Origin of the sequence: Thermomonas sp. (genome assembly GCF_035369645.1) — a bacterium.
Lineage (GTDB): Bacteria > Pseudomonadota > Gammaproteobacteria > Xanthomonadales > Xanthomonadaceae > Thermomonas.
This window is the reverse complement of record NZ_DAOOUM010000057.1, coordinates 1-14254: the sequence shown is the minus strand read 5'-3', so window position 1 is coordinate 14254 and position 14254 is coordinate 1. Positions and strand designations below refer to the sequence as shown.

Below are 14254 nucleotides of genomic sequence, written 5' to 3'. Positions count from 1 at the left end.
CTTTTTCCAGCTGAACGCCGTGGCTTTCTGCTTCTTGCCGTCGCCGTCGGTGTAGTGATGTCTTTCGGCTTGCGGTCAAAGTGGCCGTAGCTGGCGGTGGGCTGGTAGATCGGGTGTTCCAGAGTCAGCATGCGGGTGATGGCGCCCAGTCTCAAGATCTGGGACGATAACAGGACAATATGTCCGCTTTTCGTCCCTGAGCATTGTTCCCATGGAAGACCCCATTTCCTACCTGCTGGCATTGCGCCGGCATCATTCCCAAGCCGACATTGCACGCGCGTTGCAAACCACCGCACGCACGGTGCGGCGCTGGGAAGCCCGCGAAACCGACCCACCGCCTTATCTGCTTGATGCTCTCCGTCAGCGCATGCTGCTGCCGCAAGAATCGCAGCGGCCCGCGCCGGGACAGGCCGCATTCCGTTTCATCGACCTGTTCGCCGGCATCGGCGGGCTGCGCACGGCGTTTCAGGCGCAGGGCGGCCAATGCGTGTTCACCAGCGAATACGACAGCTACGCGCAGAAAACCTATCTGGCCAATTTCCCCGACGCCATCGAGCACATGGCCGGCGACATCACCAAGGTGAAGGCGAAGGACATCCCCGATCACGACGTCCTGCTGGCCGGTTTTCCCTGCCAGCCTTTCAGCATTGCCGGCGTGTCCAAGAAGAACGCGCTGGGGCGTGCGCACGGATTTGCCGACGAAACCCAGGGCACGCTGTTCTTCGACGTGCAGCGGATCATTGCAGAAAAGCGACCGGCCGCGTTCCTGCTGGAGAACGTGAAGAATCTGGTCAGCCACGACAAGGGCAACACCTTCCGGGTGATTCGCGGTGTGCTGGAACAGGAGCTGGGCTATCACATCCATTGCAAGGTGCTGGACGGCGGCCACTGGGTGCCGCAGCACCGCGAACGCATCCTGATCGTCGGCTTCCGCGAGTCGACTGATTTCGATTGGCAGGACGTGCGTATTCCCGCAACGCGACGTGTGCTGGGCGACATCCTGCATCCGCAGGACGGCAGCGAAATGCCGGAAAGCCACTACACCACCGGCGCGAAGGCGAAGGTGGATGCCCGCTACACGCTAACCCCCAAACTCTGGGCCTATCTGCAGGCCTACGCGGCCAAGCACAAGGCGGCGGGCAACGGCTTCGGCTACGGGCTGGTGAACGCGCAGAGCGTGACCCGTACGCTGTCGGCGCGCTACTACAAAGACGGTTCCGAGATTCTGCTGTCGCAGGGTGTGCGACAGCGACCGCGCAGACTGACCCCGCGTGAATGCGCAAGGTTGATGGGATTCGCGGATGAGTTCGTGATTCCGGTGAGTGATACGCGGGCGTACCAACTCATTGCGAAGTCGACGGTTGTGCCGATGGTATCGAGTGTCGCAAAGTGCATGGTCGAACGACTGCCGAAGAAGCCGAGCATGCCCGTATTCGATTTGCGCGATGGTGCTTTTCCCAGCCAGGGCAACTGGACGGAAGAGCAAACCAAGCTCGCGTTTCATTTCTATTGTCAAACGCCGTTCGGGCAACTGCATGGCCGTAATCCGAAAGTCATTGCGTTGGCTAAGCTCATCGGCCGCACACCTAGTGCGTTGGCGATGAAGTGTTGCAACATCGCAAGCATTGATCCTGCGATGCAGGCGCGCGGTGTTGTTGGCTTGGGAAACGCATCGTCGCTGGATCGCCACATATGGACAGAATTTCATGCCGATTGGGATCGGCTTGCCATCGAATGTGAAGCGCTGTTAGGGGCGCTGCGTGCGCGGCATGCGCAACCTGTCGCTGATCAGGAATTGGTCGATGCGGTGGAGGACGCCGCGCAGGATTTCTCTGGTGAAACACGCAAAGCGATAGTGGAGTTGCGCGTTAAGCAACATTTCTTTCGACGCGCGGTATTGAGTGGTTATCGCAACCGCTGTTGCATCACCGGCATTTCCGATTCGCGGCTTTTAGTCGCCAGCCATATCGTGCCGTGGCGCGACGACGCGTCAATCCGGCTACATCCCGGGAATGGTTTGTGCTTGTCAGCCTTGCACGATAAGGCGTTTGATCACTATTTGTTCTCGCTGACCGACGAATATCGCATCGTACTGTCGCCTGCATTGGAAAAAAGCAAGGATGAGTGCTTGCGCGAGATATTTCATCCCATCGCGGGCCGCCAGATCGAACTGCCGGAACGCTTCGTTCCCGAAACAAATTTTGTTCAACGTCATCGTGAGCGAATGATGGCGGCCCCTTAATTCAGAACAATCAATCGTGGGTTTAGGCCGTGGCTGAGCTTGATGAAAATTGGCTAATAGCGTTTGAGGCCGCATTGTGGTTGCATTTCTATCTTGATCGCCAAGACGCAGGGGTTTGTGACGAGGTGGCTTTGCGTTACGCCGACCTGCCGCCGCGTGAAGCCGCATTTGCTTACGCCGACGATTATGACATTCAGCGAGTCGATGTTGATTGGCTCACTGTGTCAGGCGTTTGTCGGTCTCGCCGCTGATCGGCGGGAGATTGATTGCCTGGTAATCCACCGCCCAATCGCGATTGCTGCGTGGCGATGATCCGGTCGAAGCATTGGTGCGCGGTTTCGGCAAGCTTGACGGCTTGTTTCTCAGTGCGGCGCAGACACGCAAGAGCCGCGCCGGCCTGTCGTTCGAGCATCACGTCAAACGCCTGCTGGTGGACGGGCGCGTCCTGCACGAGGCACAGATCGCGGTGGGTGCCCGTCGCCCGGATTTCGTGCTGCCGGATGTGGCCGCGCTCAATGATCCGCAGCGCACCGAATCGTTGATCCTGTCGCTCAAGACCACCCTGCGCGAGCGCTGGAAGCAGCTGGGGCTGGAGCGCCGGCACGGCGCCGTGTTCCTCGCCACGGTGGATGACCGCGTGTCCACGCCGGCCATCGAGGAGATGGCCCGCAACGACATCGTGCTGGTGGTGCCGGAGTCTCTCAAGAAATCGAAGGAAGCCGTGTACGAGAAGCAGGACAAGGTGATCACCTTCCGTGATTTCTTCCACGACCAGATCCGCACGCGTCGGCCTGCCTTGCTGCTGGCGGGGTGAACGGGACATCGCAGGCGGTGAGACGCAGTCGTTCCATGCTGGCTGGGGCAGGCCGTCGTGGGGCAAGGAAAAATGCTGGACATGTTGATTGCGGGGGGCATTTTTCTTCTGGCCGTGCTGTTGGCCGTCGGGACCTTCGGTGCGATGTCCGCGCTCATCGGCCGGGTGTTGAGCAGCCTGATGGGATCTGCGGACTGTGCAGGCTTGACGCAGGTGGGTGAGCTTGAACGCGCTCATGCCGAGGCCGTGCTGGCGCATTTCGAGAACATCCGCGCGGCGGCCATCGACGATGACTGGGAGCTGTTTCACACCCTGAATGACGAGTTGCGAGTACTTGATCCGGGGGCGTGGGCGGAATTCAATGATGGGCTGCGCGACGCAAATGTTCCCGCGCGCAGAACGTCGAAACGTCGCCGCCGCACAGGCTGAGCAGGCGCTCCGTTTTTCGTCGTGCGTACCATGAAAAACGTGCCGCATCGCTGCGGCCCGTTTTGGTATTGCATCCCGCTGGCGCGGTTTACTTCAACTTTGTCGCCTTTTTCAGGGCTTCTGCTTTGTCGGTCTTTTCCCATTGGTATCGGTAAACCAGAGGGCGCAGCGGAATCCTGCAGGCTGGGAAAGCCGCACCTGAGTGCTGGATGGATATGGATGTGGTGTGTACGGCATCCCGGACCGCGCCCGCGCTGGGCAGGCTGGTGCTCAGCGTGCCATCACCAGGCGGTGGGTTTGTAGTCCTTCAGGAATTGCCCCCACACGTGTTCGCCGGTGTTGATGCCGTGGATGATGGGGTCGACGATGCGGGCGGCGCCGTCGACGATGTCCAGTGGCGGGTGGAAGCGTTCCTCCACGACCTTGCGTGCGGCGAGTTCGGCGGGATCCTCGTCGGTAATCCAGCCGGTGTCCACACTGTTCATGTGGATGCCGTCGCCGTGGTAATCGGCGGCGGATGTGCGCGTCATCATGTTCAGCGCGGCCTTGGCCATGTTGGTATGCGGGTGCCGGGTAGTCTTGAAGTTGCGGTAGAACTGCCCCTCCATCGCCGACACATTGACGATGTGTTTGTCGCGGCTGTGTTCGGTGCCGGCGGGTGTACGCAGCAGCAAGGGCTTGAGGCGCGCGTTGATGATGAACGGTGCGATGGCGTTGACCAACTGGGTCTCCAGCAATTCCACCGAGGGCACTTCATGCAGCAGCAGCCGCCATGAGTTGCGCCCGCGCAGGTCGATCTGCTGCAAGTCCTGGTCCAGCCTGCCCTGCGGGAACAGGTGCTTTTGCCCCAGCAATTCTTCGGCCAACAGCGGCACCTGCGAGAGCTCTGCCGAGCGGGTGAGCCCCGCGTTTTCGCTGCTGTCACCGATCGTCACCTGCATCGCTGCGGCATTGGCATCCGGCAACATGTTGTAGCTGCGCAGACCTTCGTAACTGCCCAGCAGCTTGCGCACGTCCTGTGGGATGTCGTGCAGTGCGGCGGTTTCCGCTTCCATCATGTGCGCGTAGAACTCCGGTGGGCGGCGCACGGTCTGGCAGGCGTTGTTGATGATGAAGTCGAGCCGCGGCAGCTTGCCCAGGAGCTCATGACAGAACGCCTCGACGCTGGGCGTGTGACGCAGATCCAGACCGAACACCTCCAGGCGATGGCCCCATTCTGCGAAGTCCGGCTCCTGCGCGTAACGCGCGGCGGAGTCGCGCGGGAAGCGGGTGGTGACGATCAGTTGCGCACCGGCACGCAGCAGTTTCAGGCCGGCCTGATAGCCGATCTTGACCCGTCCACCGGTCAGCAAGGCAACGCGTCCGTGCAGGTCGGCAAGTTCGTTGCGTTTGGCGAAATTGAAGTCTGCACACGCCGGGCACAACTGGTCGTAGAAGTGATGCAGCAGCGTGTATTTCTGCTTGCAAACGTAGCAGTGCAACAGCTCGCTGGATTCCTGCGGCGCGACTTCCGGCGCAGCCAAGGCGGGTGAGGGCAAGGCCGGCGGGAAATAATTCGGTGTGGTGAATACCGGCTTGCGGCGCAGTTCACGGATGCCGGTCTGATTGAGCACGGCTTCGGCGCGGCGCACGGCTTCGGCATTGCGTTCGCGTTCGCGCACCTTGGCCTGCTTGCGGCGCAGCTTGGGCTCCGGGTGATAGATCGAGGCGATGGCCTGGTGCAGGCGCGCGCGTTCCTTGCTTGGCCACGCATCCAGCACGGCGCGGTCGGCGGCGATGGCTTCAAGCAGTTCGAGTACCAGGTGTTGGCCCGAAGCTGCGCCGGCCTCGCTGGAGGGTGGGGTGTTGGTGGTCATGGTGTGGGTCTTGCGCTATGTGGTGATTGAGACACGTGGCTGCGTTGCAAAAAAAGAACGGGCCGCATTGCTGCGACCCGTTCGCTGTATTGCTTGGGCTGCTCCGGTGGCGGGCAGGGGCCACTCTTACAGCTTTGCGGCTTTGCGCAGGGCTTCGGCCTTGTCGGTCTTTTCCCAGCTGAAGGCGGTGGCTTTCTGCTTCTTGCCTTCGCCGTCGGTGTAGCTGATCTCCTTCGGCTTGCGGCCGAAGTGGCCGTAGCTGGCGGTGGGCTGGTAGATCGGGTGCTCCAGGTCCAGCATGCGGGTGATGGCATACGGGCGCAGGTCGAAGTGGGCGCGGATCAGTTTTTCGATCACGTCATCGCCCACTTTGCCGGTGCCGAAGGTCGTCACCGAGATGCTGGTGGGCTGAGCCACGCCAATCGCGTAGCTGACCTGCACTTCGCACTTGTCGGCAAGCCCTGCGGCCACGATATTTTTGGCCACATAACGCGCGGCATACGCAGCCGAACGATCCACCTTCGACGGATCCTTGCCCGAGAACGCACCGCCACCGTGACGGGCCATGCCGCCGTAGGTATCCACGATGATCTTGCGCCCGGTCAGGCCGCAATCGCCCACCGGCCCGCCGATCACGAACTTGCCGGTCGGGTTGATGTGCACTTTGTTCTTCGGCAGCGCGTCCAGCCACTTCTTCGGCAGCACCGGGGCGAGGATGTGCGTGCGCACCGCCTCGATCAGGTCCTTCTGCTTGATGTCCGGATCATGCTGGGTGGACAGCACCACCGCATCGAGGCCCAGCACGGTGTTGCCGTCGTAGCGCAGGGTGACCTGCGACTTGGCGTCCGGGCGCAGCCACTTCAGCTTGCCGCTCTTGCGCACCTTCGCCTGCTGCTCGACCAGGCGGTGGCTGTAGTACAGCGGGGCCGGCATGAATTCCGGCGCCTCGTTGCAGGCGTAGCCGAACATCAGGCCCTGGTCGCCCGCGCCCTGGTCTTCCGGCTTCTTGCGGTCAACGCCCTGGTTGATGTCGGGCGACTGCTTGCCGAGCATGTTGATGATGGCGCAGGTGTGGCCGTCGAAGCCGACGCTGGAATTGTCGTAGCCGATGTCGTTGATGACCTTGCGTGCCAAGGCTTCGATATCCACCCACGCGCTGGTCGTCACTTCGCCGGCAACGATGGCAGCACCCGTCTTGACCAGCGTCTCGCAGGCCACGCGGGCGTGTTTGTCCTGGGCGATGATCGCGTCCAGCACTGCGTCGGAGATCTGGTCGGCGATCTTGTCCGGATGGCCTTCAGAGACCGATTCAGAGGTGAACAGATAACTGGGCATTGCTTTATATCCTTGTATTCGGATGGAAAGATGGGTGCGAATGATACAGCGATGCGCGCCTGTGTGCATCATGCGCCACGGGCCGATGGCGTGCGTTCAGAAAATGTGGATGGATTAGCATTTGCGGATGGACTCAATCACCCACTTGTTTTACGGCGGCGTCATCTGCGCCGCCATCGCCCCCAAAGCCCATCGCCGCGCCGCATTGCTGGCCGGTGCCGCACTCAACACCGTGCCGGACTTGGACGTACTGCCCTTGCTGCTCAGTGACGATCCGGTGCTGCGGATGACGTGCCATCGCGCCGCCACCCATTCGTGGCTGGTGCTGCCGCTGATCGCGTGGGCGATCTGGTGGTGCTTCAAGCGCCGTGGCGGGCGGGTGACCGCGGCACCCGCGCGTTGGTGGTGGGCGATCTTCATATGCCTGATGGCGCACCCGCTGCTGGACAGCTTCACCGTGTACGGCACGCAACTGCTGTGGCCGATCCCGCTGCCGCCGCTGATGTGGAGCACGCTGTTCATCATCGACCCATTGTTCACATTGCCGTGGTTGCTGGCCTGCATCGTGGCGTGGTGGGCATGGAACAAGCCGCTGGGGCAACGCGCGCTGACCGTAGGGTTGGTGTTGGGCGTGGGTTATCTGGGTTGGTCGGTTGTGGCCAAGGCGCTGGTGGCGCGCCAAGCCGACCGCGCGCTGGTAGCCATGGGCTTGGCCGATGCGCCGCGGTTCTCGGTGCCGATGCCGTTCAACACCTTGTTATGGCAAGTGACCGCGATGACGCCGGACGGATTTGTGCAAGGCGAATACTCGTTGGTGGCCGACCACCACCCCATCGTGTTGCGCCGCTACACATCGGACACGCAGGCCTTGGCGGCGGTGGCAACGCTGCCAGTGGTGCAACGCCTGACGTGGTTCAACCATGGCTTTCAAAAAGCACAGGTGCGCGATGGACAGCTGATCCTCAGCGACTTGCGCATGGGCAGCGAGCCGGATTACACCTTCAATTTCGCTATCGCGCAGCGTGATGGCAGCGGCTGGCGTGCGATCGCGCCGCAGCAATTGCGGTGGCCGTGGCAGGCCAGCAAGCGGCTGCCGGACATGTGGCAGCGCATTTGGCACGAACCGGCTCAGGCCACCGCCGGCAACTCCGGCGCAACCCCGGCGGCCAGTGCATCAAAATAATCACGGGTCAGCCGCAGTTGTTCGTCTGCGGTGTGTGCACGGTTGACCACGGCACGAAACGCCGCGTTCTCGGGGCGGTCTTTGGCATACCAACCCAGATGCTTGCGGGCGATGCGCACGCCCATGTCTTCGCCGTAATGCGCGTGCAGGGCGTGCAGGTGTTCCAGCAGCAGATCGCGCACGGCAGGTATGGCGGGATCGGGCAGCACTTCGCCAGACTTCAGAAAGTGCCCAATCTGGCCCAGCAGCCACGGCCGCCCTTGTGCGGCGCGGCCCACCATCACCGCATCTGCGTCGGTGGCCTTCAGCACGCAGGCGGCTTTGTGCGGCGAGTCGATATCGCCATTGGCGATCACCGGAATCTTCAACAGCGTTTTGATCTGCGCGATGGTGGCGTACTCGGCCACGCCGGTGTAATGCTGGTCACGGGTGCGGCCATGCACCGCGAGCGCAGCAATGCCGGCATCTTCGGCAATCCGCGCAATCTGCGGCGCGTTTTTGTGCTGCGCATCCCAACCGGTGCGGATTTTCAGCGTGACCGGCACATCCACCGCAGCAACCACCGCAGCCACAATCCGCCCCACCAACAGTGGATCCCGCATCAGCGCGCTGCCGGCCAACACATTGCACACTTTTTTGGCCGGGCAGCCCATATTGATGTCGATGATCTGCGCGCCGTGGTCCACATTGAAGCGCGCCGCCTCGGCCAATGCCGCAGGGTCGGTGCCGGCAATCTGCACACTGATCGGGTCCGGCTCACCGGCGTGATCCATCCGCGTGCGCGATTTTGTGGTGTTCCAGAAACGCGGGTCGGAAATCGTCATCTCCGACACCGCCAAGCCCGCGCCCAGACGCTTGCACAGCAATCGAAACGGCTTATCCGTCACCCCCGCCATCGGCGCAAGGATCACCTTCGGAGTGATGGCGTGGGGACCGATGTGCATATCGAGATTGTAGCGGGCCTGCCACAGCGGCATGGTGATGCGAACCAACAGGGCAGTACATCGCGCACTGCCCTGAGGATTCACCAGACCTTCCGGGTTTTTACTTGGGAAGTGCGTAGGTCAAGCTGTAGTTGCCGGCACCGCGATAGGAAAATACCTCGATGGTGTAGTAGCCGGGATTGGCGCTATAGGTGAGTGCTTCATTGGAGGTGGGGGACTCGGACTTGGCCACGATTTGCCATGCAGTGCCGTTCCATCGATACAAATGCAGCTCAAAATCCGCGTTGGATGGGCCTTTTAATGTGGCGCTAATGGTGCCGGCAGCGGTGACATATTGGTAGGGCGACGGATGGTCGGCGTAATACCCGGTCCCTTGCAGATAGCCGGCGACCGTGGTGCCGGTTGGGTTGGGTTGATCTGGCGTGCCGGGGCTACCTTCATCAGCAAACTGCGTGTACAGCAATCGATTGCTGGAACCTGCCCCTGCATTGCTGACTTTGTTGGGGCTGGCGTTGGCGTATAACGCCTGCTCCACTTGTGCGGGCGTAGCGTTGGGGTGCGTGGACAGGTACAACGCCACCGCACCGGCCACATGGGGTGTGGCCATCGAGGTGCCGCTGATCGTGTTGATGGCGGTACTGCCGCTGCCCCAACTCGACGTGATATTGGTGCCAGGTGCAAAAATATCGACACAGGTGCCCCAATTGGAGAACGAAGAGCGGGCATCATTACTTTGTGTTGCGCCAACTGTAATGGCCCCCGCTGCGCGGGCCGGCGAAACATCACAAGCATTTTGATTTTCATTGCCGGCCGCCACTGCCACCACCACGCCCGAGTTGCGCAGCCTGGCTACGGCTTGATCGGTGGCGGTGGAAGCGCCGCCACCCAAGCTCATGTTGGCAACGGAAGGGCCACGATGGTTGCTGGCCACCCAGTCCATCCCTGCGATGATGCCATCGGTGGAGCCACTGCCGTTGCACCCCAGCACGCGCACCGGATACAGCTTCACACCTTTGGCCATGCCATAGGTAGCGCCACCAATCGTACCTGCAACATGGGTGCCGTGACCGGCGCAATCGGTGGTGCCGTAGCCATCATTGATTGCGGTGAACCCGGCTTGTACACGGCCGCCAAATTGGCTGTGTGAAGCCAGGATGCCGGTGTCGATGACGTAGGCAGACACATTGGAGGCTGTGGTGGAATAGGTATAGCTGCCATTGAGCGGAAGACTGCGTTGATCCACACGATCAAGCCCCCATGTTGCGCCGGTTTGGGTGGTGCTGGCGTGCATTTCGCCGTTTTCTTCGATGTAGGCCACGCGTGGGTCTTTCAGCATGCGCAAAATGGTGGCGGGGCTAGCCGTCACTGCAAAGCCGCGTAGCACTTCGTTATACGTTTTTCGCAGTCCCAACTGATATTGGCCCGTCATGGCGTCGGCAACGCTGGCGAGGGTGGGGATATTGGCTTTGCTGCGCAGGCTGCCGGCTTTGACGGCAGTGGCCTCACTGCGCAGGTTGGCGGCTTCTTCTTTCAAGACCACGATATAGCTATTTTTGATGGGGTGCTGTGCGCTGATGTATTGCTGCGCGGCGACGTTGCCGGTACTCAATGCCAGTGCGATAGCGGAGAGCAGTAGCGTGGGGACAAAAGATTTGGAGTGCATGAAAAATCCTCAGGGTGCATGGACGCAGTGGTGCTTCAGACCGCTGCGCCGAGAGTGCGTTGGCAGGGAGCTGCTTACTTGGGCATCGAATACGTCAACGTGTAGTTACCAGCGCCGCGGTACGAATACACCTCGACGGTGTAATAGCCGGCATTGGCGCTATAGCTGAGGGATTCGTTAGACGTAGGCGATTCAGACTTGGCCACGGCCTGCCATGCCGACCCATTCCAGCGGTACAGGTAAAGCTCGAAATCCGCGCTGGATGGCCCTTTCAGGTTGGCCTTGATGGCACCACCCTGAGCAAGATAGACGTATGGATTGGGGTGGTCAGCAAATTTCCCGGTGCCGCTGAGCGTACCGGTGACCGTGGTACTGCCCGAATTCGGGTCAGGGTTAGGATTGGGGTTTGGCTCCGGGCTGCTATCGTCTTTGTAATTGGCAAAAATACGATTCGCGATACTGGTGTTGACCGCATCCCAGGGTGCGCCAAGGGTGCGCATTTTGGAGTTTTCGGTGGGGCGATAGACACCACTGGCGCAATAATTGCCACCTTCAAATAAGCCTACAGTGCCCAGTGCGTAGCGATTGCTGGGTGTAGGCAGGGGTGTGGCTGCGGCGATTTGTGTCCCCCACTTGATATACCCGCGTTGTGTCTGTCGGGTGACATTGGGGGCGGCCGGTTCCCCACCGTAGCAGCTGCCGTAGTCGTATTCGTCGGCAAGCCCAAACAGAGTGTGGCCCAATTCGTGCAGGGCCAGTTCGGTGGCCGCACTGTGCATGGTCATGGTCGCGATATAGCCACCGCCACCGCCGTAACGCGTGGTATTGCCCACCACCAAGATCACATCGCGACCATCGGCGCCGGTGACTTGGGCGGCGGCATTGTAGGCAAGGTTACTATCGGCGCAGACCAAACGGTCAATCCCCGAGCACGCCATGGTGGCATTGAGTGCGGTGTTGCGATAAATGCCATAAGGCGGGTCGTCGATACCGGACTCTGCACTCACCACATCCACGCGGCGAATATTGAACGCCTTGGCATTGGCTGAAAACAGTGGGTCAGCCATCAAGCCAGTGACCACTTTTTGCGCATCGCTGCGCCATTTATTCATCTCGGCGTTGGTGTAGCCATCGCCCATGATGACGATATCCAGCCGGTTAGAGGATGGCCCGTTATTCACCAAAAGCTCACTGCCAATGACATTGCTCGCTTGTACCGATTGCCGGTTGCTGCGGTTGAGCAAAGGTTGGATTTGATCCATGCGGATCTCGCCCAGTTGATGGGCAGCTCTCAGGCCGGCTTGATTTTGATTGCCGGCTTGTATCTGGATGGAAGCCAGCGCTGGGTTGTCGGGGACTTGTACTTCAAATTGTTGCTGCCGCAAAAACACATCTTGCACATGCGCAATGCGTCCTGTTGCTGGGTTGAAAGATTCAGCACGCAGCATGCGTGGGTCGCGTGTAGTGAGGACGAATAATTGCCGCCCATGTTTGTCGCGGCCAATCAGCTGCAAATTATTGCTGTTGGCTTCAGTATTGGCTGGACGTGCGGAAAAAGCGCCACGTTCGGCACTGACTACGGTGACGTTGCCGGCGCTGCTGTTGGCTTGCAGACGCAGACTGAGATGATTGCCGGCGTATGCCGTGGTTGAAAGCCCCAAGGCCAACGCAGCGGCAAGGCTGGTGGTGGTAACGGTATTCATCGTGGTGCAGTAACTCCCCTTGGCGTTCCGGGCAAGCGTTGCCAGGCGCAAGCTCGCCGGTAGTTGTTGTGATTCCCCCTATGGGGAAACACGGAACAGGGGATGAACCCGCCAAACGCAGAAAAGGGGTATGAAAATACTTAAACGATGGCGATGTGGGGCATCGCCAATGCCGCTCCGGTATGTTCGGTAGAACGCGCCGCATAGTGGCCCGCAAAGCGCACATGCTCAATGCAGGCCAGTGCCGGACGTTGTGCCAAGGATGCAGCCAGTGCGCCATTGAAGGCATCGCCGGCACCGGTGGTGTCCACCACGTGGGCGGGCTCTGCGGGGATGCGGTAGCAGGTGTGGGTGTCGCCACGCAGATGGGTTTCAGGGTGTGAAACAAAACAGCCGCTGGCACCCAGCGTGATGATAACGCTGCCGTGTGGCAGCAATTCTCGGCACAGGCGATGCAAGCGCGGTTGGTCAAGGCCCACCACGGTATCGGCGGCGATACGTTCACCCACGTGACGGCCAATCAAGGCGGCAAATTCGGTTTCGTTGGGGGTCAGAAAATCGACTTGATCCAGCATGCTTTGGTCGATGGCGACATTGGCCGGCGCCGGGTTGAGCAAGGTGGTGGCAGCCTGTGCGCGGCCTGCTGCCAAGGCGCGGAAGATAGTGCTGGGGGGGGATTCCAGTTGCGCCAGCAAAACATCGCCCGCCTGCACGCCATGCAGTGCGGTTTCGACAAATGGCGGTTGCAAATCGGCATTGGCACCAGCACCAATCACGATGCAATTGCGGCCTTCGGCATCCACATAAATACCGGCGGTGCCGGTGGGTGCGGCGCTGGCAGCGGAGTGCAGGTCGATGCCGTCGTCGCTGCACAATTGGCGTGCCAGTTGTGCGCCGGCATCGTCACCCAATGCGCAGACAAAGCGCGTGTCGGCACCGGCGCGGCGCGCTGCCATGGCTTGGTTGAAACCCTTGCCACCGGGGCCGGTGTGGTAATGCCCAGCAAGGGTTGCGCCCACCTGCGGCAGTGCCGCCACACGCCACACGTGATCGACGTTGAACGAGCCGATGACACACACGCGGGCCATCAGGGGTTGCCCACATCCACCGCGCCATGCGCGGGAATGACCTGGTGGGGGGTGTGCCGGTGCTTGAACAGCGGCACGAAGGCCGCCGCCATCGCCAGTGCATATAGTGCAAACGTCACCCAGATGCCGTGCCAGTCTTTTGCGCCGCCGGCATCGGTAAACCAGTGATCAATCACGAACCCGGCCACCAGACTGCCCAGCACTGCGCCGATGCCATTGGTCATCAGCATGTATAGGCCTTGCGCCGAGGCGCGGATCTTGGGATCGGCTTGTTGCTCAACAAAGAGTGAGCCGGAAATGTTGAAGAAGTCGAACGCCATGCCATAGACAATGCAGCTCATCACGATCATCCACAGCCCCGGCCCCGGGTTGCCGTAGGCAAACAGGCCAAAGCGCAAAAACCACGCCAGCATGCTGATGGTCATCACCGTCTTGATACCAAAGCGCTTCAAGAAAAACGGGATGGTGAGGATGAACAGGGTTTCACTGATCTGCGACAGCGACATGATGATGGCCGGATACTTCACCGCCAGCGTGTCTTTGTAGGCATCGACATTGGCAAAGTCGTGCAGGAAGGTGTCGCCATAGGCGTTGGTCAGTTGCAGGGCGGCACCTAGCAGCATCGCAAACACAAAGAACACGGCCATGTTGCGATCTTTGAACAGGCGGAACGAGGACAGCCCCAGCACGTCCACCAGCGAGCGATTGCCGCCCCCTTGGCCCAGTGTGGGCGGGCAAGGCGGCAGGGTGAAGGCGTACAGGCCCAGTACCAGCGAGGCGGCAGACGCGATATAGAACTGGCCCGGCGAGGTTTCCAGCTTGAGCAAACTGGTGGTCCACAGTGCGGCGATGAACCCAACGGTGCCCCACACCCGGATCGGCGGGTAATCGCGCACCACGTCCAGCCCTTCGCGTTTGATCGCGTTGTAGGCCACGGCAATTGCCAGCGAGATGGTGGGCATGTAGCAAATCATCGTCGCCAACATCACCCAGAACA

12 protein-coding genes are annotated in these 14254 nt (G+C 60.8%); 5 read left to right on the top strand and 7 right to left on the bottom strand.

Translation table 11 applies throughout. The features are described 5' to 3' along the window. Nucleotides 1-211: 211 nt before the first annotated feature. The 4 genes from dcm to PK789_RS10245 all read left to right on the top strand — a co-directional run bounded on the left by dcm (nt 212) and on the right by PK789_RS10245 (nt 3485). Nucleotides 212-2242 carry a DNA (cytosine-5-)-methyltransferase gene (gene dcm / locus PK789_RS10260; RefSeq protein WP_324308657.1) on the top strand — a complete coding sequence of 677 codons (2031 nt, stop codon included), beginning with the start codon at nt 212-214 and terminating at the stop codon, nt 2240-2242. 29 nt (nt 2243-2271) lie between these two features. Continuing rightward, nucleotides 2272-2493 carry a hypothetical protein gene (locus tag PK789_RS10255; protein WP_324308656.1) on the top strand — a complete coding sequence of 74 codons (222 nt, stop codon included), beginning with the start codon at nt 2272-2274 and terminating at the stop codon, nt 2491-2493. A 44-nt stretch (nt 2494-2537) separates the two neighbouring features. Further along, the gene (locus tag PK789_RS10250; protein WP_324308655.1) at nt 2538-3056 is read left to right on the top strand and encodes a type II restriction endonuclease; all 519 of its coding nucleotides are present in this window, start codon (nt 2538-2540) and stop codon (nt 3054-3056) included. A gap of 72 nt (nt 3057-3128) precedes the next feature. Then, nucleotides 3129-3485 carry a hypothetical protein gene (locus PK789_RS10245; RefSeq protein ID WP_324308654.1) on the top strand — a complete coding sequence of 119 codons (357 nt, stop codon included), beginning with the start codon at nt 3129-3131 and terminating at the stop codon, nt 3483-3485. A gap of 281 nt (nt 3486-3766) precedes the next feature. On the opposite strand, the gene PK789_RS10240 is transcribed toward PK789_RS10245, so the two are convergent. Continuing rightward, on the bottom strand, nt 3767-5341 hold the full coding sequence (locus tag PK789_RS10240) for an SDR family NAD(P)-dependent oxidoreductase (RefSeq protein WP_324308653.1): 1575 nt from the start codon (nt 5339-5341) through the stop codon (nt 3767-3769). A gap of 126 nt (nt 5342-5467) precedes the next feature. Then, entirely contained in the window at nt 5468-6676 is a 1209-nt protein-coding gene (gene metK / locus PK789_RS10235; protein ID WP_324308652.1) for a methionine adenosyltransferase, read from the bottom strand. A 127-nt stretch (nt 6677-6803) separates the two neighbouring features. Between metK and PK789_RS10230 the strand changes: the two genes are divergently transcribed. Next, the gene (locus PK789_RS10230) at nt 6804-7859 is read left to right on the top strand and encodes a metal-dependent hydrolase (RefSeq protein WP_324308651.1); all 1056 of its coding nucleotides are present in this window, start codon (nt 6804-6806) and stop codon (nt 7857-7859) included. On the opposite strand, the gene dusB is transcribed toward PK789_RS10230, so the two are convergent. From dusB to PK789_RS10205, 5 genes are all read right to left on the bottom strand, one after another. Next, the gene (gene dusB, locus PK789_RS10225; protein ID WP_324308650.1) at nt 7805-8803 is read right to left on the bottom strand and encodes a tRNA dihydrouridine synthase DusB; all 999 of its coding nucleotides are present in this window, start codon (nt 8801-8803) and stop codon (nt 7805-7807) included. The genes PK789_RS10230 and dusB overlap by 55 nt on opposite strands. A gap of 100 nt (nt 8804-8903) precedes the next feature. After that, nucleotides 8904-10466: a S8 family peptidase gene (locus tag PK789_RS10220; RefSeq protein ID WP_324308649.1), complete on the bottom strand. Its 1563-nt coding sequence runs from the start codon at nt 10464-10466 to the stop codon at nt 8904-8906. Between the two features lie 74 nt (nt 10467-10540). Beyond that, nucleotides 10541-12169, bottom strand: coding sequence for a M64 family metallopeptidase (locus tag PK789_RS10215; RefSeq protein WP_324308648.1), 1629 nt, complete (start codon nt 12167-12169; stop codon nt 10541-10543). A gap of 140 nt (nt 12170-12309) precedes the next feature. Then, nucleotides 12310-13257 carry a ribokinase gene (locus PK789_RS10210; RefSeq protein WP_324308647.1) on the bottom strand — a complete coding sequence of 316 codons (948 nt, stop codon included), beginning with the start codon at nt 13255-13257 and terminating at the stop codon, nt 12310-12312. Continuing rightward, the coding region (locus PK789_RS10205; RefSeq protein WP_324308646.1) for an MFS transporter at nt 13257-14254 on the bottom strand (998 nt) is incomplete at its 5' end. The genes PK789_RS10205 and PK789_RS10210, both read right to left, overlap by 1 nt.

What these genes read in the sequence shown, in the direction of transcription:
- dcm (WP_324308657.1), top strand. Translation starts at nt 212, where the DNA reads ATGGAAGACCCCATTTCCTACCTGCTGGCATTGCGCCGGCATCATTCC.
- PK789_RS10245 (WP_324308654.1), top strand. Translation starts at nt 3,129, where the DNA reads ATGCTGGACATGTTGATTGCGGGGGGCATTTTTCTTCTGGCCGTGCTG.
- PK789_RS10240 (WP_324308653.1), bottom strand. Translation starts at nt 5,341, where the DNA reads ATGACCACCAACACCCCACCCTCCAGCGAGGCCGGCGCAGCTTCGGGC.
- metK (WP_324308652.1), bottom strand. Translation starts at nt 6,676, where the DNA reads ATGCCCAGTTATCTGTTCACCTCTGAATCGGTCTCTGAAGGCCATCCG.
- PK789_RS10230 (WP_324308651.1), top strand. Translation starts at nt 6,804, where the DNA reads ATGGACTCAATCACCCACTTGTTTTACGGCGGCGTCATCTGCGCCGCC.
- dusB (WP_324308650.1), bottom strand. Translation starts at nt 8,803, where the DNA reads ATGCACATCGGTCCCCACGCCATCACTCCGAAGGTGATCCTTGCGCCG.
- PK789_RS10220 (WP_324308649.1), bottom strand. Translation starts at nt 10,466, where the DNA reads ATGCACTCCAAATCTTTTGTCCCCACGCTACTGCTCTCCGCTATCGCA.
- PK789_RS10215 (WP_324308648.1), bottom strand. Translation starts at nt 12,169, where the DNA reads ATGAATACCGTTACCACCACCAGCCTTGCCGCTGCGTTGGCCTTGGGG.
- PK789_RS10210 (WP_324308647.1), bottom strand. Translation starts at nt 13,257, where the DNA reads ATGGCCCGCGTGTGTGTCATCGGCTCGTTCAACGTCGATCACGTGTGG.